This is a genomic window from Microbacterium maritypicum, from assembly GCF_041529975.1.
GTDB lineage: Bacteria > Actinomycetota > Actinomycetes > Actinomycetales > Microbacteriaceae > Microbacterium.
In genome coordinates this window covers 3,830,259-3,848,896 of sequence record NZ_CP168030.1, presented here as the reverse complement: position 1 = coordinate 3,848,896, position 18,638 = coordinate 3,830,259, and the positions used below count along the sequence as shown (strand labels likewise).

Annotated in this window: 21 protein-coding genes; 15 read left to right on the top strand and 6 right to left on the bottom strand. The window is 68.7% G+C overall.

Annotated elements, in window-relative coordinates:
* Positions 1-18 precede the first annotated feature (18 nt).
* Positions 19-351 carry a hypothetical protein gene (locus ACCO44_RS18685; RefSeq protein WP_372467742.1) on the top strand — a complete coding sequence of 111 codons (333 nt, stop codon included), beginning with the start codon at positions 19-21 and terminating at the stop codon, positions 349-351.
* A 44-nt stretch (positions 352-395) separates the two neighbouring features.
* Here ACCO44_RS18685 and ACCO44_RS18680 read toward each other — a convergent pair whose 3' ends face one another.
* The gene (locus ACCO44_RS18680; protein WP_372467741.1) at positions 396-1,052 is read right to left on the bottom strand and encodes a TetR/AcrR family transcriptional regulator; all 657 of its coding nucleotides are present in this window, start codon (positions 1,050-1,052) and stop codon (positions 396-398) included.
* A 64-nt stretch (positions 1,053-1,116) separates the two neighbouring features.
* Here ACCO44_RS18680 and ACCO44_RS18675 point away from each other — a divergent pair, with 64 nt between their 5' ends.
* Positions 1,117-2,430 carry a glycosyltransferase gene (locus ACCO44_RS18675; RefSeq protein WP_372467740.1) on the top strand — a complete coding sequence of 438 codons (1,314 nt, stop codon included), beginning with the start codon at positions 1,117-1,119 and terminating at the stop codon, positions 2,428-2,430.
* 223 nt (positions 2,431-2,653) lie between these two features.
* Here ACCO44_RS18675 and ACCO44_RS18670 read toward each other — a convergent pair whose 3' ends face one another.
* Both ACCO44_RS18670 and ACCO44_RS18665 read right to left on the bottom strand, forming a co-directional pair.
* On the bottom strand, positions 2,654-3,757 hold the full coding sequence (locus tag ACCO44_RS18670) for a hypothetical protein (RefSeq protein WP_105712010.1): 1,104 nt from the start codon (positions 3,755-3,757) through the stop codon (positions 2,654-2,656).
* Positions 3,754-4,722, bottom strand: a complete 969-nt coding sequence (locus tag ACCO44_RS18665) for a hypothetical protein (protein WP_372467739.1) — start codon at positions 4,720-4,722, stop codon at positions 3,754-3,756. Before ACCO44_RS18665 ends, ACCO44_RS18670 begins: the two co-directional genes overlap by 4 nt.
* 33 nt (positions 4,723-4,755) lie before the next feature.
* Between ACCO44_RS18665 and ACCO44_RS18660 the strand changes: the two genes are divergently transcribed.
* The gene (locus ACCO44_RS18660; RefSeq protein ID WP_372467738.1) at positions 4,756-5,415 is read left to right on the top strand and encodes a GNAT family N-acetyltransferase; all 660 of its coding nucleotides are present in this window, start codon (positions 4,756-4,758) and stop codon (positions 5,413-5,415) included.
* Here the strand turns inward: ACCO44_RS18660 and ACCO44_RS18655 are convergent.
* Complete coding sequence (locus tag ACCO44_RS18655; RefSeq protein ID WP_372467737.1) at positions 5,405-7,756, bottom strand: sulfatase-like hydrolase/transferase; 2,352 nt, start codon at positions 7,754-7,756, stop codon at positions 5,405-5,407. The two genes, ACCO44_RS18660 and ACCO44_RS18655, sit on opposite strands and share 11 nt — an antisense overlap.
* A gap of 135 nt (positions 7,757-7,891) precedes the next feature.
* On the opposite strand from ACCO44_RS18655, the gene ACCO44_RS18650 reads away from it, so the two are divergent.
* Positions 7,892-8,248 carry a hypothetical protein gene (locus ACCO44_RS18650; RefSeq protein WP_372467736.1) on the top strand — a complete coding sequence of 119 codons (357 nt, stop codon included), beginning with the start codon at positions 7,892-7,894 and terminating at the stop codon, positions 8,246-8,248.
* Positions 8,249-8,276: 28 nt separating this feature from the next.
* Here the strand turns inward: ACCO44_RS18650 and ACCO44_RS18645 are convergent, their stop codons facing one another.
* On the bottom strand, positions 8,277-8,864 hold the full coding sequence (locus ACCO44_RS18645; RefSeq protein ID WP_237682566.1) for an Lrp/AsnC family transcriptional regulator: 588 nt from the start codon (positions 8,862-8,864) through the stop codon (positions 8,277-8,279).
* A gap of 150 nt (positions 8,865-9,014) precedes the next feature.
* Between ACCO44_RS18645 and ACCO44_RS18640 the strand changes: the two genes are divergently transcribed.
* The 5 genes from ACCO44_RS18640 to ACCO44_RS18620 are packed head-to-tail and all read left to right on the top strand — an operon-like array spanning position 9,015 to position 14,229.
* Complete coding sequence (locus tag ACCO44_RS18640; protein ID WP_372467735.1) at positions 9,015-10,598, top strand: ABC transporter substrate-binding protein; 1,584 nt, start codon at positions 9,015-9,017, stop codon at positions 10,596-10,598.
* A gap of 11 nt (positions 10,599-10,609) precedes the next feature.
* A complete protein-coding gene (locus tag ACCO44_RS18635; protein WP_372467734.1) occupies positions 10,610-11,671 on the top strand; it encodes an ABC transporter permease in 1,062 nt (353 codons plus the stop codon).
* A complete protein-coding gene (locus ACCO44_RS18630) occupies positions 11,668-12,579 on the top strand; it encodes an ABC transporter permease (protein WP_105712017.1) in 912 nt (303 codons plus the stop codon). The genes ACCO44_RS18635 and ACCO44_RS18630 overlap by 4 nt, the downstream gene beginning before the upstream one ends.
* Entirely contained in the window at positions 12,576-13,397 is an 822-nt protein-coding gene (locus ACCO44_RS18625) for an ABC transporter ATP-binding protein (RefSeq protein WP_372467733.1), read from the top strand. Before ACCO44_RS18630 ends, ACCO44_RS18625 begins: the two co-directional genes overlap by 4 nt.
* On the top strand, positions 13,390-14,229 hold the full coding sequence (locus ACCO44_RS18620) for an ABC transporter ATP-binding protein (protein ID WP_372467732.1): 840 nt from the start codon (positions 13,390-13,392) through the stop codon (positions 14,227-14,229). The genes ACCO44_RS18625 and ACCO44_RS18620 overlap by 8 nt, the downstream gene beginning before the upstream one ends.
* Positions 14,230-14,426: 197 nt before the next feature.
* Here ACCO44_RS18620 and ACCO44_RS18615 read toward each other — a convergent pair whose 3' ends face one another.
* Positions 14,427-15,131, bottom strand: coding sequence for a hypothetical protein (locus tag ACCO44_RS18615; RefSeq protein ID WP_372467731.1), 705 nt, complete (start codon positions 15,129-15,131; stop codon positions 14,427-14,429).
* Positions 15,132-15,358: 227 nt separating this feature from the next.
* Here ACCO44_RS18615 and rpsF point away from each other — a divergent pair, with 227 nt between their 5' ends.
* The 6 genes from rpsF (at position 15,359) to ACCO44_RS18585 (ending at position 18,375) form a co-directional block, all read left to right on the top strand.
* A complete protein-coding gene (gene rpsF, locus ACCO44_RS18610; RefSeq protein WP_372467730.1) occupies positions 15,359-15,727 on the top strand; it encodes a 30S ribosomal protein S6 in 369 nt (122 codons plus the stop codon).
* 5 nt (positions 15,728-15,732) lie between these two features.
* Positions 15,733-16,248: a single-stranded DNA-binding protein gene (locus ACCO44_RS18605; RefSeq protein ID WP_029264266.1), complete on the top strand. Its 516-nt coding sequence runs from the start codon at positions 15,733-15,735 to the stop codon at positions 16,246-16,248.
* 68 nt (positions 16,249-16,316) lie between these two features.
* Complete coding sequence (gene rpsR, locus ACCO44_RS18600; protein WP_017829850.1) at positions 16,317-16,571, top strand: 30S ribosomal protein S18; 255 nt, start codon at positions 16,317-16,319, stop codon at positions 16,569-16,571.
* A gap of 11 nt (positions 16,572-16,582) precedes the next feature.
* Positions 16,583-17,035, top strand: coding sequence for a 50S ribosomal protein L9 (gene rplI, locus ACCO44_RS18595; protein WP_029264267.1), 453 nt, complete (start codon positions 16,583-16,585; stop codon positions 17,033-17,035).
* Positions 17,036-17,418: 383 nt separating this feature from the next.
* Positions 17,419-17,886: a hypothetical protein gene (locus tag ACCO44_RS18590; RefSeq protein WP_262002384.1), complete on the top strand. Its 468-nt coding sequence runs from the start codon at positions 17,419-17,421 to the stop codon at positions 17,884-17,886.
* Positions 17,887-18,015: 129 nt separating this feature from the next.
* Positions 18,016-18,375, top strand: coding sequence for a hypothetical protein (locus tag ACCO44_RS18585; protein ID WP_091027801.1), 360 nt, complete (start codon positions 18,016-18,018; stop codon positions 18,373-18,375).
* The last annotated feature ends 263 nt before the right edge of the window (positions 18,376-18,638 follow it).

The following is an 18,638-nucleotide window of genomic DNA, read 5'->3' as shown; positions in this document are numbered from 1 at the left end:
ACGAACCGTGAGGAGAGAATGGACGACCAACGCCGCAACCGGAGCCTGCCGGGCGACCACGTCATGTGGATCCACGTCTTCGTGTCGGTGGTGGCTGCGCTGTTCATCTTCATGAGGATTCTCGAGATCGCTGGGTGCACGGCTCGCTGCGACTATCCCGCAATAGGCTCGTCCACTCACGCGTTCTGGTGGACGGATCTCTCGCTCTTCATCGTCGCCGCAGGCTCCTACGGTTACTTCAGGTCTCGAATCCGAAGGTTCTGGATCATCCCGACGGGTGGCGTCGCCCTCACGCTGATCGCGTTCGTCGTCGCCAACATGGCGCTGAGCGCCGCGTTGGGCCAGTTGTAGGGCGAGAGGCAGCGAAGGCAGACGTCACGGGTGGTCGGGGTCCTCTAGTCAGCGGGAGACAGCCTCGTCGCCGTGATCTCGGCATCGACCGCCGCGCGCAGCCAGGCGGCGTAGCGGTCGGTGGTCCACCCGGACTGCGCGACGAGCTGCTGGTAGCTCTCGGGGGAGAGCAGGAACGACAGGGCGTCGGCTGTCGTCGCCTCATCGATGCCGGGGGCGGCGATGCCGCGCCGCCGCAGTTCCGAGACCAGCATGCGGTAGTCCGCGCCGCGTCGCTCCAGGATGCGGTGCAGGGCGGCGTCGACGACCGGGTCGGAGAGCGCGGCACCGAGCAGCACCGTCCACAGCCCGTGACCTCGCGCGTTCGCAGTGGTGATCTGGGTCAGCGCCACATCGAGGAAGACCTCGTCGGGAAGTTCGAGGAGACCCGCGGCGACCTCGGTGTCGGCGAGGGAATCCGCGCCCTCCGATCCCGAGAACGTGGTCTCGAATGCGGCGATCAGCAGCTCGGCCTTCGCGGCCGTGGTCTTCACGGTCTCGGCGGACACCCCCGCCTCGCGGGCGATCGCGGCGATCGTGGTCGCCTGATACCCCTGCGTCGCGAACAGGCGGGCGGATGCGGCGACGATGCGCGAGCGGGTCTCCTGCGCCTGGCGGGCGCGCAGTTCCGATCGATAGGCGCGGGGAGTGGCCTCAACCATTGACTTTCCTAACAGGGTGATGAATACTACGACGGTACATCCGATCTTAGGGAAAGAATCCGCCATGTCCCGCTACCTCATCACCTGCACGCCCGCGCACGGCCATGTCGTGCCCTTGCTGCAGATCGCTCGCCACCTCCTCTCCCGCGGCCACGACGTGAGCTTCCTCACGAGCAGCCGCTATGCCGAACGCGTGCAGGCCGCCGGTGCGCGCTTCCTCCCGCTGCCCGTCGACGCCGATGTCGACCTCGACGACGCCGACGGCGCGTTCCCCGAGCGTCGGGGGCTCACCGGTCCCGCAGCCCTGCGGTTCGACATGAGCAACCTCTTCGTCCGTCCCGGCGCTGCTCAACTGGCGGCGGTCCGCGCCGAACTCGAAGCCCGCCCCGTCGACGCCGTCCTCACCGAGCCGCTCTTCGTCGGCGGGGCGCTCCTGCAGCTGCTGCCCGCACACGAGAGGCCGCCCGTCGTGGTGCTCGGCATCTTCCCGCTCGGGGCGCGCAGTGCCGACACGGCGCCGTTCGGACTCGGTGTCACCCCGTTGCCCGGCCCTCTCGGTCGCCTGCGCAATGCCGCACTGCGCACGGTCGCCGAGCGCGCGATCTTCGGTGGAGTGCAGAAGGAGGCTGACGCGATGGCGCGTCGTGAGGTCGGCCGCGACCTGGGCGGCTTCGTGCTCGACTGGGCGGGCCGCGCCGACGCCTACGTGCAGTTCACCGTGCCCGAGTTCGAGTACCCGCGCCCAGACCTTCCCGCCACCGTGCACTTCGCGGGCCCGCTGCCTCCGTCGCCGTCGGACCCCGTCCTGCCGGAGTGGTGGTCCGACCTCGACGGTTCACGGCCGATCGTGCACGTCACGCAGGGGACCATCGCCAACTCCGACTTCGGGCAGCTCGTGCAGCCGACCATCGCCGCGCTCGCCGGATCGGATGCCCTGGTCGTGGTGTCGACGGGTGGGCGCCCGGTCGATGCACTGGCCGGAAAGCTGCCCGACAACGTGCGCGTCGCCGAGTACCTTCCGTACGACCGTCTGCTGCCCCTCGTCGATGTGCTGGTCACCAACGGCGGCTACGGCGGCGTGCAGCAGGCGCTCGCGCACGGGGTTCCGCTCGTGGTCGCCGGGCAGACCGAGGACAAGGTCGAGGTCTGTGCGCGAGTGGGCTGGTCGGGTGCCGGGGTGAATCTGCGCACCAGCACGGCGACGCCCACACAGGTCGCGCGCGCTGTGGACCGCGTCCGGTCGGACCCCTCGTATCGCGCGAACGCGGAGCGGATCGGGGCGGCCATGCGCGACGCCGACGCGTGGCTGTCGCTCGACCGGTCCCTCGACGAGCTCGCGGGTCGGTGGGCGCGGGTCCGGGGCGGCGCCCGGAGCTGACCCCGCGCTAGAAAGCGCATTCCGGCGCATGGATGCAACGCGTTGCAACCCCATCCGGTATACCATTCGGGTATACGCCCAGCAGTGTCAGTCCCCAGCTGACGGTGGGCGGGGCGGCTCAGCCGCCATGCGGAGGGAGAGTCGATCTTCTTTCGATCCCGAGGGGGGATGGGGTGGGAGTTCGGTCCCCAGCCGACACCCACCCCCACACTCGGACTCCGCCTCAGTTCATGCGACTCATGAACCAGAACGCCGCGAACACGATCACGATGATCAGCGGCAGCCACGTGCCGCCGCGCTTCAGTCGTCGTCCCTGCGGTGCGACGCCCGGCGGCGGCGTGAGCAGGCCCGCCGGCGCAGCGAACGGCAGCGCCCGGCCCGGAACCGCAGCGGATGCCGTGGCGCCCGGGTTCTCGGCGACCAGGCGCTCGTCGCGCCACCGCGCCCACTGATCGAACTTCGTCAGCAGCGCGCCGACCGTGCCGAACAGCCAGGCCCAGGTCGCGGGATCGAGCGTCGACACCTTGCGCTGCGTGTACAGGAAGAGCCAGTCGTCGACGATCTCGACGTCGAGCTGCGCCGCGTTGTCGATGAACCGCGCCATGATGTCGGGCGTGAACAGGTAGAGCGCATCGCGTTCGTAGCCGGCCGGGCAGTACAGGGTGAAGTGCTGGTCGAAGTCGCCCTCGAGCGACAGGCGCTGCTCCTTCTGGAACGAGGCGGGCAGGTTCGAGCCGAATCCGTTGTTGCCCTTCGCGTCGAGCACGATGTTCGGCAGCGGCACGTCGAGCTTCACCGCGACATAGCCCCAGCGGTAGGTGGTCGAGTTCTTGCCCGACTGCACCGTGTACTGGTAGTTGCCGAACTCCACGAAGCGCGGCCTCGTGCCCCGGAGCAGGTCGGTCGACTGCCGCGACCGGCCGAGGCTGAAGATCATGCCGGGCAGGGGAGGGTCGGCCACCTTCGGCTCGTACGACATGCCGTTCGCCTGCGCGAACCGATGCAGCCGGTACCGCGTGGCCTGCGCGTTGCGCACGCCCATCCAGATCATGACGCCCGCGGCCGCCAGCAGCAGGACGATCAGCACCAGCGGGATCGCCATCGCCGACGGGCTTCCGCCGAGCGACGCGATGCTCACGATCACGCTGACCATGACCGGGATCAGTACGACCGCGGCGATCGCCACGGCGACGATGCCGATGACGGTGGATGCCGACGTCCGCGACGACGGACGCGAACGCAGCTCCGCGGCGAAGGCCCGCACGGCGGCCGCATCGACCGGGTCGGTGAGCGGTCGCGCGTCGAAGGTCGCCTGCGGCGAGGTCATCGGTTCACCGTGTCGGCGTCCCAGGTGAGGTCGGCGCCCTCCGGGATCGCGAAGGCCTCGAGCCGCTCGTCGGCGCAGAGCGCGTCGATCAGCGCGGGGGAGCCGGCCACGATCGTCGAGTCGAAGTCGACCTCGCTCACCATCACCCAGGCGTGATCCTCGGGCCACAGCAGGCTCGGGCTCTGGGGCGGCCGGGGGAACCCGCGCTCTTCCGCGATGCGGTCGCGCCACGGAACCTGCCGGGCCCACTCCGGGTCGGCGAAGGCGCGCGGCGGCGCCGAGAACAGCACGTGATCGCGCATCGGGAGCCGGAGGCGCGGCCCCTCGGAGATCTCGCGCGAGAGGATGCCCTCCTGCCAGGTGGGCTTGCGGAAGACGTTGTTGAACGGATCGTGCGTGCTGCGATCGAGCATCGCCTGATGGTTCGGGTCGTCCGTGAAGGCCAGGGAACCGCCGGACGGGGTGATGCCGTAGAAGCCGAACAGATCGCCGCGTCCCTCCCAGAGCGCGGCGTAGCCGGCATCCGGAGTCTGCGTGTGGTCCACGAGGTGCGTCGCGATGGCCGCCAGGTGCTCCGGGGCGAGCTCGCCCTCCAGCGGGGCCGAGAACTCGCGACCGTCCGGAGCGATCCGAGTCCGCCAGTCCCCATCCGTCGGGGTCCGCACGATCCGGTGCCACTGCGCCAGCGGGTGCAGGGTCGTGTCGAAGGTGGCGGCCGTCTGCGCCCAGGTGGCCGGCTCGTCCACGAACCGTCCGACGAGCGCCTGCTGCTCGGCTTCGGGCAGCCGGTCCCACTCGTCCGAGGTCGGCACCGCACGGTCCGGGAGCGAGCGGACGATCGCCGGATGCAGGATCCGCGCATAGGCGGCGAAACCGCGCGGGACCACCGAATGCATCGTCTCGAGGTCCGTGTCGAGTCGCTCGCGCACCCAGGCTCCCGCCGAGGGATCAGACATCCACTCCATGCGACCACGCTACCCGGCCGTAAGGTGAGACCCGTGTCCCCGACAGCCGCGCCTTCGTCCCGTGCGTTCGCCCCGGAGTATCCGATCCGCACCGAACGCCTGATCCTGCGTCCGATCACCCCCGATGACGCCGCCGCCATGCACACCTACAAGTCCGACCCGGATTCCGTGCGCTACGTGCCTTACGGACCGCTGGAATTCGTCGACATCGAGCGGCGCATCGCCACGATCTGGTCGAACACGCGCTTCGACAACGAGGGCGACGCCGTGAGTCTCGCCGTCGAGGAGCGTGAGACCGGCGAACTCGTGGGTGACGTGGTGCTGTTCTGGCGCAGTGAGAAGGACCGTGCAGGCGAGGTCGGCTACATCTTCGACCCTCGCGTCGCCGGCCGCGGCTACGCGACCGAGGCCGTCGCCGCACTGCTCGCGCTCGGCTTCGACGGACTCGGCCTGCACCGCATCGCGGCACGGATCGACGACCGCAACACGGCATCCGCGCGGGTCGTCGAACGGCTCGGCTTCCGGCGCGAAGCGCGGTTCGTGGAGAGTGAGTGGTTCAAGGACGAGTGGGCGACCCTGCTCGTCTACGCGCTCCTCGAAGACGAATGGCGCGGTCGTGACGGCGGTAAACGACGAGACGGCGTGCGATCGGTGATCGCACGCCGTCTCGGGCCGCCTTCGGCTACTGCTTGAGCATGGCGACCTTGAGCTTGTGCTCGTCGTCGATCAGGTGGGAATGGTCGTCATCCCCGAGGTCGATGCGCACCCACTCGATCGTGCCCGTGAATCCATTGCCGGTCGCGCCGTAGTCGGGCGACACCGGGGAGGCCAGGTCGCTGCCGACGTCGACCGTCTCGTCGAACGTGAACTGGAACGGGATCGTCTTCTCGACACGACCCTCACCGATCTTCTCGTCGCCGGCGTAGAGGGTGACGGTGCCGCCCTTGGCGAGCCCGCCGCCGTCGTACGCGAAGTGGGCGCGCACCTCTTGTTCGCCGGTCGGGACCGGGGAGTCGGAGCGCACGATGTCGACATCGATACCGAGCAGGTTGTACGCGAAGGCGAGATTGCCGTCCTTCGCATAGAACGACCAGCCGCCGTAGGCGCCGCCCTGGGCGATGAGCACGCCGTCGGCACCCGCATCCGGCACCGAGACCTGCGCGGTGACGGTCCACGACTTGTTCTTGATGTTGATCGTCGAGTTCTCGCTCATGCGCTTCATGCCCGGGTAGAACTTCTGCGAGTCGCCGGTGATGAGCTGCGGGCGCCCGGCGATGTCGGGATTCATCCGCTCGGCGGACCGGATGTCGAGCGGGAGGACGTTGAAGCGGGCCGCCTGGATGAGGAAGAGACGCTGCAGGTGCGCGAGGCGCTCGGGCTCGGCTGCCGCGAGATCGTTCGACTGGGTCCAGTCCTCCTCGACGTTGTACAGCTCCCACACGTCGTCGTCGAGGCCGTGCGAGGAACCCGTCCAGGGATCCTTGTGCTTCGCCACGGCCGTCCACCCCTTGTGGTAGATCGCGCGGTTGCCGAGCATCTCGAAGTACTGCGTCTCGTGCTGCTCGGCGGCGTCGGCATCCGCGAACGTGTAGTTCATCGGCGTGCCCTCGTAGGGACGCTGGGTCACTCCGTTGACGGTGGTCGGCTCCGGGATGCCGGCCGCGGCGAGCACGGTCGGGGCGACGTCGATCACGTGACTGAACTGGTTGCGGATGCCGCCCTTCTCCACGCCGCCGTTCGGCCAGCTGACGATCGTGCCGTTGCGGGTGCCGCCCCAGTGGCTGGCGACCTGCTTCGTCCACTGATACGGAGTGTCCATGGCGTGCGCCCAGCCGACCGCGTAGTGGTTGTACGAGCTCGGCGTGCCGATGTCGTCGATGTGGTCTGCGACGTACTGCTCGGTCTCGATCTCGTTCATGTGATTGATCGTGAAGCCCTCGTTCGTGGTGCCGTGCATCGATCCCTCGGCGCTCGCGCCGTTGTCGCCGATGATCACGTAGACCAGCGTGTCGTCGAGGATGCCGAGCTCTTCGTACGCGTCGAGCAGGCGTCCGACATGGTGGTCGGCGTAGGCGAGGAACCCGGCGTAGACCTCCATCTGTCGAGCCAGGGCCGGCTTGATCAGGTCGCTCATCTCGTCCCAGGCGGGGATGCCGGGGCTGCGCTCGGTGAGCACCGCGTCGGGCGGGATGACGCCGAGTTCGAGTTGGCGGGCGAAAGTCTCCTTGCGGATCTCGTCCCAGCCCTGATCGAACTGGCCCTTGTACTTGTCGGCCCATTCGGCGGGCACGTGGTGCGGAGCGTGCGTGGCGCCGGGAGCGAAGTAGGTGAAGAACGGCACCTCGGGGGCGAGCGACTTCTGCTCCCGCACCCAGGCGATCGCCTTGTCGGTCATGTCGCCCATGAAGTGGTAGCCGTCCTCCGGCGTCCCCCAGGGTTCGATGGGGGTCGTGTTCTCGTAGATGGCCGGGTACCACTGGTTCGTCTCGCCGCCGAGGAAGCCGTAGAAGTACTCGAAGCCGTTGCCGGGCGTCGGCCAGCCGTCGAACGGTCCGATCGCGCTCGCCTGCCAGACCGGGACCTCGTGGCACTTGCCGAACTGCGAGGTGTTGTAGCCGTTGAGCTTGAGCGTCTCCGCCAGCGGCGCGCAGCTGTTGGGCCGCAGCGAGTTGTAGCCCGGCGCCGAAGTGGCGATCTCGGTGATGCCGCCCATCCCGACGGTGTGGTGGTTGCGGCCGCTGAGCAGGGCCGCCCGAGTCGGCGAGCACAGGGCGGTCGTGTGGAAGCGCGTGTACTTCAGGCCCGCGGCCGCGACGCGCTCGAAGTTCGGCGTGTGCACGGGGCCGCCGAACGCGCTGGACGCGCCGAAGCCGGTGTCGTCGATGAGCACGACGAGGACGTTCGGCGCTCCCTCGGGCGGGCGCACCGGCGTGATGGGCGGGAATGAGGTGTCCGGATCGGTCGCGTCGTAGGTGACCGTGCCGGTGTAGGCGAGGTCGGGGATCGGAAGGCTGGAACGCTGCAGATCGGGCATGACACTCCTACGGCTCTCGGCGACAGGGCACACGTCGCCTCTTGCCGCACAGCCTAAGGACGGTAGCGAGGAGCCCGGCGGCCGGCTCACCCGGCGCGGGTGATGGTGCCAGGTGCATCCCGCATAATCGAGGGTGTGACTGCGACAGCAACCCTTCCTTCCCTCGACGGCCGCCGCTTCCGGATGGTCTCGTCCACGACCTCTGCGGTCGACCCCGAATCGCCGAGCATCTTCGCGTACTTCGAGCGCGACGGCGCGATCTGGGGCGGATACGAGGGCGACACGGTCACGTTCGGCAAGTTCGTCGGCACGCGCACCGCTGACACGATCTGGGTGTCTTTCGTGCACGTGCTCAAGGCCGACGGCACCGTGGTGACGGGGGACGGCGAGAGCGAGCTCGAGCTCACCGACGACGGCGGCATCCGCCTGGTCGAGCACTACGAGATGCACGGACTCCCGCAGCTCAGCGTGTGCGAGGAGATCGCGGCCTGACGCCTCAGCGGGTCGCGGGTCGCGGGGCTCACCGCGGGGGCAGCGCGTCCCGTCCGGCGGTGGCCGGCGTCCAGCGCGTCATCCCGAGCGGGATCTCGGTGCTGCGCTCGGGCAGATCGGCCGGCAGCAGGTAGGGGCGGCGGATCACCTCGTCGAGCACGACCACGCTGACCACGGTCCGCACCTCGGGGAGCTGGGCGATCACCCCCGTGGAGAACTCGTGCACACCGCTCACATCGACAGCGCGGATCAGCAGCATCGCGTCGTGCTCTCCGGTGGTGATGGCGCACCACTCGACATCGGGCATCTCGAGCACGCGCTCGCGGAACGACGCCCAGGCCTGCGGCATCACCGTGACGAACACGAGTGCGCCGATCGAGAGTCCGGCCTTGGCCTGATCGACCCGGGCGCTGAAGCCCGTGATGACGCCGTCGTGCACCAGCGACTCGACCCGTGTGTACGCACTCGCGCGGGAGATGCCGACCTTGTCGGCGAGAGCGGCGATCGAGACGCGACCGTTATCACGCAGCACATCGAGGATTCTGTATGCCGTCTCGTCCAATGGGGCGGCACTTCGTCCAGAATGCTTCGACTGATCCGCATCCTTGCTGGACATATTGCTCCTCACGACCGACGTTCTGGACAGAGCGTGCGGGGACCACGCCCACTCGCTGGACACATCGTCGCATATGATGCGAATCTGAACCCCGGTCGTCCACATCGGTGGCGACTCACCCGAATGTACTCCTCGCCCCTGGAGGTCCTCATGTCGTCACGCCGTATCACGCCGGTCATCGCGCTCGGAGCGGTCGCGATCTTCGCGCTCGCCGGATGCTCGGGAGGGAACTCGGCCGGCAACGGCGACTCCGCCGGCTCCGACTCGCTCGTCATCGACACCGCGTTCTCGATCGAGACGGCCGACCCGGGGCACACCTACGACCCGACCGGCAACATGATCGCGAAGGCGCTGTACGAGACCCTCGTCGACTTCGAGGGGTCCGACGTCTCGACCCCGGTGCCCGGACTCGCCTCGTGGGAGCAGAACGACGAAGCGACCGAGTTCACGTTCACGCTCGAGGGTGACCGCGTCTTCTCCGACGGCTCGCCGATCGAGGCGAAGGACGTCGTCTTCTCGCTGCAGCGCATCCAGGGCATGGCCGACGCCAAGCCGAACTTCCTGCTCGGCGGCCTCACCATCACCGAGGTCGACGACAAGACGATCCAGATCACGTCCGAGACCCCGCTGCTCCAGCTGCCCGCGATCCTCGCGAACCCGGCGCTCGGCATCGTCAACTCCGACGTGGTGATCGAGAACGGCGGCACGACCGACGGCACCGACTCGGCGCAGAAGTTCCTCGACGGCGAGTCCGCGGGTTCCGGTCCCTTCGTCCTCGACACCCTCGACCTCAGCTCGCAGGTCGTGCTGACGAAGAGCGACGAGTACAACGGCGACGAGGAGGCGGCGTTCACGCGCGTCGTCGTCCGCAACGTCTCCGAGAGCGCCACGCAGCTCGCGAACCTCAAGGGCGGCGACTCGATGGTCGCCATGGACCTCAACGGCGACCAGGTCGCCGGCCTCGGCGACGGCGTCACGGTCGACTCGGTCCCCTCCGGGCAGACCATCTTCCTGCTGCTGAACCAGTCCGAGGCCGTCGCCGGTGAGCTGGCGAACGTCAAGATGTCCGAGGCGATCCGCTACGCGCTCGACTACGACGCGCTGCTCGAACTGGCCGGCGCCGGCTCCGTGCAGGCGACCGGCGTCATCCCGCCCGGATTCGAAGGCGCCCTGGAGTCCGGCGTGGATCAGGACCTGGACAAGGCCGAGGCGGCACTCGCCGAGGCCGGTTACACGGGTCAGACCCTCCAGCTGAAGTTCCCGAACGACTACCCGGTCGGCGGCGTGGAGTTCACCCCGCTCGCCGAGCGCATCCAGGCGCAGCTCGAGGATGCCGGCATCACGGTGGAGCTGGCCCCCGCGCCCTTCGCGACCGAGCTCGACTCCTACGTCAACGGCACCGAGGGCTTCGGCCTGTGGTTCTGGGGTCCGGACTACGCGGACTCCGCGAACTTCCTGCCCTTCGCGCCCGGCCTGAAGGTCGGACTCCGTGCCGGTTGGGCTGCTGAGGCCAACCCCGAGATCGCCGGAATCGCCGCCGGTGCTGCCGCGGCGACCGACCCCGAGCAGCGCACGGCCGCGTTCACCGAGTTCGCCGAGGCGATGCAGGCCGAGGGCCCGTTCGTCCCGCTGATCGTCCCGGGTCGCAACATCTCGTCGGCCGACAGCGTGAGCGGTGCGGTGTACAACTCCGTCTGGGAGATGGACATCGCCGAGATCACGCCCGCCGGCTGAACGGAAATCCCATGACGACAGTGGCGGTGCAGAGGCAGGCGCAGCGGCGCCGATCGCCTCTGGTCGGATACCTGCTGCGGCGGGCGGGCACCTCCCTGCTCCTGCTGGTGGGCGTGACGATCGTGACGTTCGCGCTCACCAACCTGGTGCCGGGAGACCCGGTCTCGGCGGCGCTCGGTGAGGGCGCCTCGCAGAACCCGGCGACGCGCGAGGCGTTCATCAAGGCGAACGGACTCGACCAGCCACTGTTCGTGCAGTACTTCATCTACATGGGGAACCTGCTGCGCGGGGACCTCGGCACGTCGCTGGTGACCGGACGCCCGGTCACCAGCGACCTCGCCACCGCCGTGCCCGCGACCATCGAGATCGCGATCGGCGCGATCATCGTCAGCCTCGCGGTCAGCATCGTGCTCGGCACCCTCGCCGCCTACCGTCGCGGCCTCGTCACCGACCAGGTCATCCGGGTCGTGACCCTGGTCGGGCTGAGCGTGCCGACCTTCTGGCTGGCGCTCGTCAGCTTCTACGTCTTCTTCCTCGAGCTGCGCATCGCGCCGGGATCCGGCCGCATCTCGCCGTCGATCACGCCGCCGCCGCGCGTGACGGGCCTCTACACGGTCGACTACCTCCTGAACGGCGACGCTGTCGGCTTCTTCGACGCCCTCGCGCACCTCGCGCTGCCGATCATGGTGCTCTCGCTCGTGACGATCGGACTGCTCACCCGCTTCATCCGCACCTCGGTGCTCGAAGTCCTCGGCAGCGACTACGTGCGCGCCGCCCGGGCCAAGGGGCTCCCCGCCATGCGCGTGATCCTCGACTACGTGCTCCGCGGAGCCTCGCTGCCGATCCTCACCGTGGTGGGTGTCGCGTTCGGGGCTCTGCTCTCGGGCACGGTGCTCGTCGAGTCGGTGTTCGCCTGGCCCGGCCTCGGCACCTACGCCTACAACTCCGCCGCCAACCTCGACCTGCCCGGCATCATGGGCGTCGGTCTCGTGGTCGGCATGATCTACCTCCTCATCAACTTCATCGTCGACATCCTCTACGGCGTGCTCGACCCGAGAGTGAGGATCGCATGAGCCGCATCGCCGCCGCCACGCCCGCCGGCCGCTTCCGCTTCCGTTGGCCCCGCGCCTGGCGAACCCCGCTCGGCATCATCGGCACCGTCATCGCGGGCGCCTGGGTGATCGTGGCCTTCACCGCGCAGTGGTGGGTGCCGTATCCGCCGAACGCCCAGGTGCTGCCTCGCCTGCAGGCGCCCGGCATCGACACGCTGCTGGGCACCGACGGCAACGGCCGCGACATCTTCTCGCGTCTGATGACGGGTGCGACCGTGAGCCTGCCGCTCGCGCTCATGCTCGTGATCGCCGCGATGATCATCGGCACCGTCATCGGCGCCGTCGCCGGATACTTCGGCGGCTGGGTCGATGAGACCCTGATGCGCATCACCGACCTGTTCATGGCGTTCCCGACCGTGATCCTCGCGATGGTGGTCGCGGCCTCGCTCGGCCCGTCGCTGTTCAACGCGGTGATCGCGGCGATCGTGGTGTCGTGGCCCCAGTACTCCCGCGTCACCCGCAGCATCGTGCTGGGTCTGCGTGGACAGAACTACGTGATCGCCGGACGGCTGCTCGGGCACTCGCCGGCCCGCACCCTGTTCGTCGACATCCTCCCGAACATCGCCGGGCCCGTGCTGGTGCTCGCGACGCTCGACATCGGTGCGGCGATCCTGCTCCTCTCCGGACTCTCCTTCCTCGGCCTCGGCGCACAGCCGCCGACCGCCGAGTGGGGGTCCATGATCTCGGGTGCGATGCAGAACTTCGACGCCTGGTGGCTCGGAGTCTTCCCCGGCCTCGCGATCCTCACGGTCGTGCTGGCGTTCAACTTCCTCGGAGACGCGATGCGCGATGTGCTCGACCCGACGGCCGAGATCACGCACGAGAAGGCCGCGGAGCACAAGGCATCGGCGACGGGGGTGGCGGCATGACCTCCGTGCAGGGATCCAGCGTGCTCAGCATCCGCGACCTGACCATCGACATCGGCCGTCCGCTCGTGAAGGGCGTCTCGCTCGAGCTCGAGGCCGGTCGCATCCATGGCCTCGCCGGCGAATCCGGATCGGGCAAGACGCTGACCTCGCTCGCCGTGCTGGGGTTGCTGCCCCGGCAGGCGAAGACCGGCGGATCGATCCTCCTCGGCGGCGAGGAACTCGTCGGGCTCAAGCGCCGTTCCCTCAACCGGGTCCGCGGCAAGCGCATCGCGATGGTGTTCCAGGACCCGTCGGCGTCGCTGCACCCGCAGCTGCCGGTCGGCCGCCAGCTCACCGACCACATGCGCGTGCACCTCGGCCTCAAGGGTGCGGCGGCACGAGAGCGGGCGATCGACCTGCTCGAGACCGTGCAGGTGCCGAACCCCGCCGAAGCCCTCAAGCGCTACCCGCACCAGTTCTCCGGCGGACAGCGCCAGCGCATCGCCATCGCGTGCGCGCTCGCCTGCGACCCCGAGGTGCTGCTGGCCGATGAGCCGACAACGGCCCTCGACGTCACGGTGCAGGCCGGCATCCTGCAGCTGCTGCGCGACCTCGCGGTGGAACGGAACCTCGCGGTGCTGCTCGTGACGCACGACCTGGGTGTGATGAGCGCGATCGCCGACCGGGTGGCCGTCATGAAGGACGGCCGGGTGGTCGAGCTCGCCGACCGCGAGACGCTGTTCCTCGACCCGCAGCACGACTACACGCGGATGCTGCTTGCGGCCCTGCCGGGTTCGCGCATCGATGAGGCACCGGAGCAGGAGGCCGCAGATGAGTGAGGTCGCAGTCCTCGACGCGCAGGACGTGGTCGTGCGCTACCCGGGCAACCCGCCCGTGATCGCCGTGAATGGGGTGTCGATCCGTGTCGCCGCCGGCGAGACGGTCGCGCTCGTCGGCGAGTCCGGCAGCGGCAAGTCGAGCCTCGCTCGCGCCGTCGTCGGCATCGAGAAGACCGCCGGCGGAACGGTGCTCTTCCGCGATGAGCCCGTGGCACCGCTCGGCATCCGCCGTCGGCCCGCCGCGATGACCGGCATCCAGATGGTGTTCCAGGATCCGGCGACGTCGCTGAACCCCCGCCGCCGTGTGGGCGACCAGATCGCCGACGGCATCGCGACCGCCCGTGCGCGCGGCGCCGAGGGATCGACCGTGGATGAGTGGCTCGAGCGCGTCGGCCTGCCGACGACCGTGAGCACCCGCTTCCCGCACCAGTTCTCGGGTGGGCAGAAGCAGCGCATCGCGATCGCCAGGGCGCTGGCCGCGCGGCCATCGCTCCTCGTCGCCGATGAGCCGATCTCGGCACTCGACGCCTCGACGCAGACGAGTGTGGCAGGCCTGATGCGTGACCTGGTCGCGGAGTCGGGAGCCGGGATGCTGTTCATCTCGCACGACCTCGCCGTGGTCCGCCGCATCGCCGACCGCACGTTCGTGATGTTCGGCGGGCGCGTGCTCGAGTCCGGCCCGACGGATCAGCTCTGGGCGGCGCCGCAGCATCCGTACACGCAGGCTCTGCTGGCGGCGATCCCGGAACCCGACGGTGCCGGCCGCATCCCCGCCGCGCCTTCGGTCGATGACCGCACGGTGTGGGCCGAGATTCCGCCGGTCATGTACTGAGCGGCCCTGTACTGAAACGCCTGACACGAAGGAGATCTCCCGACCTGAAGGACCGGATCGGGCACGAGCTCCTTCAAATCGCGCGATCTCCTTCATTCCGCGTGACCCGGAGTTCCGCGTGACCCGGAGTCCCGCGGAGATCCCCGAACGCACTGCGGGCCGAGGCAGCAGCCCCGGCCCGCAGCTTCAGCTCCGCATCAGAGCGGTGCGACGATGTCCTGCTTCACGTCCCACTCGGTGATCTCCATCGCGACCTCGACCGACTGGCCGTCGAGCGAGGCGGTGCTGGTCGACGCGAGGTTGACGTAGTCCGCCGTGACCTCGAAGACGACGTCGACCGTGGTGCCCTGCTGGTCGATCGTGCCGGTCAGGAGGAAAACCTCCTCGCCCAGGCGCTCGCCGGTGCCGGTCACCGTGAACTCGCCGGTCATGGCCTCGGCGGCGGCAGCCGGGTCGAGCGACGTGACGTCGGCGGCGGCGACGCTCAGCGCGGCGATGACCGGGTCGCTCGACTTCGGATCTGCGACCTGCCACTCGCTCGTCGCGGACTTCACCCAGACGTCGTCGCCGATGGCGACCAGCGAGCCGGCCGGAGAGATCGACTCGAGGGCCTTCTCCGACGGGTTGAACTTCGCCGTCGACTCGATGCCCATGACGGTGGTCTTCGCCGCGTATCCGGCGGTGTCCGACATGGCGTCGGCGATGCAGGCGCCCAGCGCCTTGCCGTCGACGGTCGCGTCCACCTTCAGCTCAGGGCAGTCCGTCGCCGGAGCCTCGGCTTCCTGCGAGGCACCGCTGCTGGGCTTCGACTCGGCCGGCTTGTCCGATCCGCCCGCCGAGCATCCGGTGAGCAGCACGGCGGCGGCGAGAATCACGCCGACCCCCCATTTGTTGACGCGCATGGCGTCCCCCCTCTGGTCGAGTGCCCGATGACCGTCACCGGGCACGCCCTCCAGCATGCCAAGGGCGGGCGCCGACCCGTGCGGGCGACACGGAGGAATCTCCGCTAGACTGTCGAGGTTGTCTGCTTTCCGGCGTCCATTCGGGATTCCTGGGGCGGGCACGTGCACACACCCTCCTGCTCCCGGGAAAGTCCCGAGAGCCGTTCTAGTCCGAAGGAGGTGGGTAAGTGACGCACCAGTACGAACTCATGGTCATTCTGACTCCCGAGATCGACGAGCGCCAGGTCGCACCTACGCTCGACAAGTTCCTGAAGGTCATCACCAACGATGGTGGCTCGATTGACAAGGTCGACATCTGGGGTAAGCGCCGTCTGGCCTACGAGATCCAGAAGAAGAACGAAGGCATCTACGCCGTCGTCAACTTCACCGCTAGCAGCGAGGCCACGCAGGAGCTCGACCGTCAGCTGAAGCTGAACGAGCAGATCATGCGCACCAAGGTCCTCCGCTCGGAAGAGGCTCAGGCGATGGTCGCTTCGGAGGCCAAGCGCTCCGAAGAGAAGGCTGCTCGCAAGGCCGCCAAGGCTGCGAAGGCCTGACGTCCATGGCCGGCGAAACCGTCATCACCGTTGTGGGAAACCTCACGGCCGACCCCGAGCTGCGCTACACGCAGAACGGGCTGCCGGTGGCGAACTTCACCATCGCTTCGACGCCTCGGAACTTCGACCGTGCCGCGAATGAGTGGAAGGACGGCGATGCGCTGTTCCTCCGTGCATCCGTCTGGCGCGAGTTCGCCGAGCACGTGGCGGGTTCGCTGACGAAGGGCATGCGCGTCATCGCGCAGGGCCGTCTGCGTCAGCGCTCCTACCAGGACCGCGAGGGCAACCAGCGCACCGCTATCGAGCTGGAGGTCGATGAGATCGGCCCCTCGCTCCGGTACGCGACCGCGCAGGTCACCCGTGCGGCCTCGACCGGCGGTGCCGGCGGTGCCGGTGGCGGCGGACAGGCTCGTCCCGCGCAGCAGCAGGTGTCGGAAGAGCCGTGGTCGACCCCCGGTTCCTCGACGAGCGCAGACGCCTGGAGCACTCCGGGCAGCTTCGGCGACGACACCCCGTTCTGAACAACTTCTGGATCCGGCCGCCGAGCTCGTCTCGGAAACCGGCATCCGCTCATCACTAAGGAAAAACAATGGCTGGAAAGTCGAGCGGCGACCGCCGCAAGCCGCGGAAGGGTGGCAAGCCCACCGCTCCCGCGAAGTCCATCCGGGTCGGTGTCATCGATTACAAGGATGTCGCCACCCTTCGCAAGTTCGTCTCGGAGCGCGGCAAGATCCGTGCCCGTCGTATCACCGGTGTCTCGGTGCAGGAGCAGCGTCTGATCGCCACGGCGATCAAGAACGCGCGCGAAATGGCGCTCCTGCCCTACGCTGGCGCCGGCCGGTAAGGGGTATCGAGATGGCAAAGCTGATTCTCACGAACGAGGTCGCCGGGCTGGGTAGCGCCGGTGACGTTGTCGAGGTCAAGAACGGGTACGCCCGGAACTTCCTCATCCCGCAGGGCTTCGCTACGGCGTGGACCCGCGGTGGCGAAAAGCAGGTCGCTTCGATCCAGGCCGCGCGTCAGGCACGCGCGATCCACGATCGTGACGACGCTGTCGCGCTGAAGAACGCTCTCGAGGGCACCAAGGTGCGTCTCGCGGTCAAGGCCGGCAAGGAGGGTCGTCTCTTCGGCTCCGTCAAGACCGACCACGTCGCGGATGCTGTCGCAGCCGCCGGCCTGGGTTCGATCGACAAGCGCAAGGTGCACATCCCGTCGCCCATCAAGGTGACCGGTGACCACGAGGCGACCGTGCGTCTGCACGAAGACGTCACTGCAGTCATCACGCTGCAGGTCGTCGCCGCCAAGTAAGGCACTTCCCGGAACGCCCCCTGTCCTTCGGGACAGGGGGCGTTCTGTGTGTGTGTGTGTGGCGTGTGCTTCCGCGGTCGCCGTCCGTCTGTCTGTCGGCCGGGGTGCGGATGTCGGGAGGATGCACGGATGTCGGACGAAACGCCGCACTTCCTCCCGACAGGTGTGCGAACTCCCGACATCTTGCACCGCGGGACGGAATCGGGGGTACCCATCGTGCCGCCTTCATCGGGGACCGCTGGACAAAGGTCGTACCCACACCGCACAAGTCTGTTCGAAGGTTCTCAGCCTTTCAGCGTAATGAGTGCACCCCTCCCGCCGTCTCTCCCAGTGAGGGAATGTTCGGCCGAAAGGGGGCCGGGCTGCAGGAGGGTGAGTGAATCGTGAAGGATAGACGTCGCGTGGAGCGGCTGTTCGAAGAGCTGGAGGCCGAGTGCGGCACCAGCGTGGAGTGCCTCGCCGACCGCGTGTCGGCGCTGACCGGTATGGACATCGAGATCGATGTCCTCGAGGAATCGGAATGGACGGCCGTCGCGCCGTTCGTCCTCGTCGAGGGTGATCGCGTGCGGATACCGGTCCGCGGTTCCGATCCGCGATGGTTCCGATTGCACACCGTGACCCATGAGCTCGCGCACGTGCTCTGCGGGCATTTGCGCTGCGAGACCCTGCCGATGACCTTCGACCAGCTGCGTACCCCGGCCCGATCCTGCGCTCTGGTCGGAGCCGGGGGCGGGCCGGGAGCTGCTTCTTCCGAGATCTCCGAAGCCGAAGCCGAGGCCGAAGCCGAGGCCGAGGAGCTCGCGCTGCGCCTGAGCGCGTTCGTCCGCGCACCGAGTCTGGCGCACGCCTAGCTGCTCTTCTCCCGGACGTCCGACGCCCGTCGGTGATGCCGTCGCCTCCTCGTCGGACCGCGAACAGGTCGGGTGCCCCGAATAGACTGACGCTCCCGGCGCGTAGCGGCGCTGGCAGAAGGGGACGCCATGGGGAAGCGCAAGACGCCGGAGCAGCTCGCGGACGAGGAACGCCGCTACCGGCTGGCTCGGGGCGCGCACACCCCGGAGGACTTCGCACAGCTCGTCGACGACCCGAATCAGGCGATCCGTGCCGCCGCCGCCCACAACCCGGATGCCGATGCGCAGGCACTCGCCCGCTTCGCCGCCGACCGGTTCTGGGGTGTGCGGATCGAGGTGGCCCATCACTCCAATGCCACCCGTGAGCTCGTGCTCGGCCTGCTCGAGGCCGACCCGCGCAAGCGCGGCGTGGTGCATCATGCCGCCCGTGAGCGCCTGAGCGCTGAGGGCGTCGCCTTCGATGGCGAGGGCCTGCCCGTCGTCGACTGAGTTCGCGGCGCTACACCTGTCGGGAGTTTCCTCCGTGTGAGGAGTCGGGACGGCGTGTTCTCCCGACATCCGTCCGAACTCCCGACAGGCGGCCGGGGATTCCGCATCTTTGCGGCATGAAGCGCTGTTCTCCGAGCGAACTGCGGTGGGTAGGGCGCGACGGATGCCCCGGGGTGGGGTCCACGGGGCATCCGCCCTTGTCGCGCCGGCGTCGAGCGACGAGCGGGGGACTCGTCGGCATGGGGATGGACGCCGTGCGCACC

Coding starts and splice junctions, on each gene's coding strand:
- ACCO44_RS18685 (WP_372467742.1), top strand. CDS start 19: ATGGACGACCAACGCCGCAACCGGAGCCTGCCGGGCGACCACGTCATG.
- ACCO44_RS18680 (WP_372467741.1), bottom strand. CDS start 1,052: ATGGTTGAGGCCACTCCCCGCGCCTATCGATCGGAACTGCGCGCCCGC.
- ACCO44_RS18675 (WP_372467740.1), top strand. CDS start 1,117: ATGTCCCGCTACCTCATCACCTGCACGCCCGCGCACGGCCATGTCGTG.
- ACCO44_RS18670 (WP_105712010.1), bottom strand. CDS start 3,757: ATGACCTCGCCGCAGGCGACCTTCGACGCGCGACCGCTCACCGACCCG.
- ACCO44_RS18665 (WP_372467739.1), bottom strand. CDS start 4,722: ATGGAGTGGATGTCTGATCCCTCGGCGGGAGCCTGGGTGCGCGAGCGA.
- ACCO44_RS18655 (WP_372467737.1), bottom strand. CDS start 7,756: ATGCCCGATCTGCAGCGTTCCAGCCTTCCGATCCCCGACCTCGCCTAC.
- ACCO44_RS18645 (WP_237682566.1), bottom strand. CDS start 8,864: ATGTCCAGCAAGGATGCGGATCAGTCGAAGCATTCTGGACGAAGTGCC.
- ACCO44_RS18640 (WP_372467735.1), top strand. CDS start 9,015: ATGTCGTCACGCCGTATCACGCCGGTCATCGCGCTCGGAGCGGTCGCG.
- ACCO44_RS18635 (WP_372467734.1), top strand. CDS start 10,610: ATGACGACAGTGGCGGTGCAGAGGCAGGCGCAGCGGCGCCGATCGCCT.
- ACCO44_RS18630 (WP_105712017.1), top strand. CDS start 11,668: ATGAGCCGCATCGCCGCCGCCACGCCCGCCGGCCGCTTCCGCTTCCGT.
- ACCO44_RS18625 (WP_372467733.1), top strand. CDS start 12,576: ATGACCTCCGTGCAGGGATCCAGCGTGCTCAGCATCCGCGACCTGACC.
- ACCO44_RS18620 (WP_372467732.1), top strand. CDS start 13,390: ATGAGTGAGGTCGCAGTCCTCGACGCGCAGGACGTGGTCGTGCGCTAC.
- ACCO44_RS18615 (WP_372467731.1), bottom strand. CDS start 15,131: ATGCGCGTCAACAAATGGGGGGTCGGCGTGATTCTCGCCGCCGCCGTG.
- ACCO44_RS18605 (WP_029264266.1), top strand. CDS start 15,733: ATGGCCGGCGAAACCGTCATCACCGTTGTGGGAAACCTCACGGCCGAC.
- rpsR (WP_017829850.1), top strand. CDS start 16,317: ATGGCTGGAAAGTCGAGCGGCGACCGCCGCAAGCCGCGGAAGGGTGGC.
- rplI (WP_029264267.1), top strand. CDS start 16,583: ATGGCAAAGCTGATTCTCACGAACGAGGTCGCCGGGCTGGGTAGCGCC.
- ACCO44_RS18585 (WP_091027801.1), top strand. CDS start 18,016: ATGGGGAAGCGCAAGACGCCGGAGCAGCTCGCGGACGAGGAACGCCGC.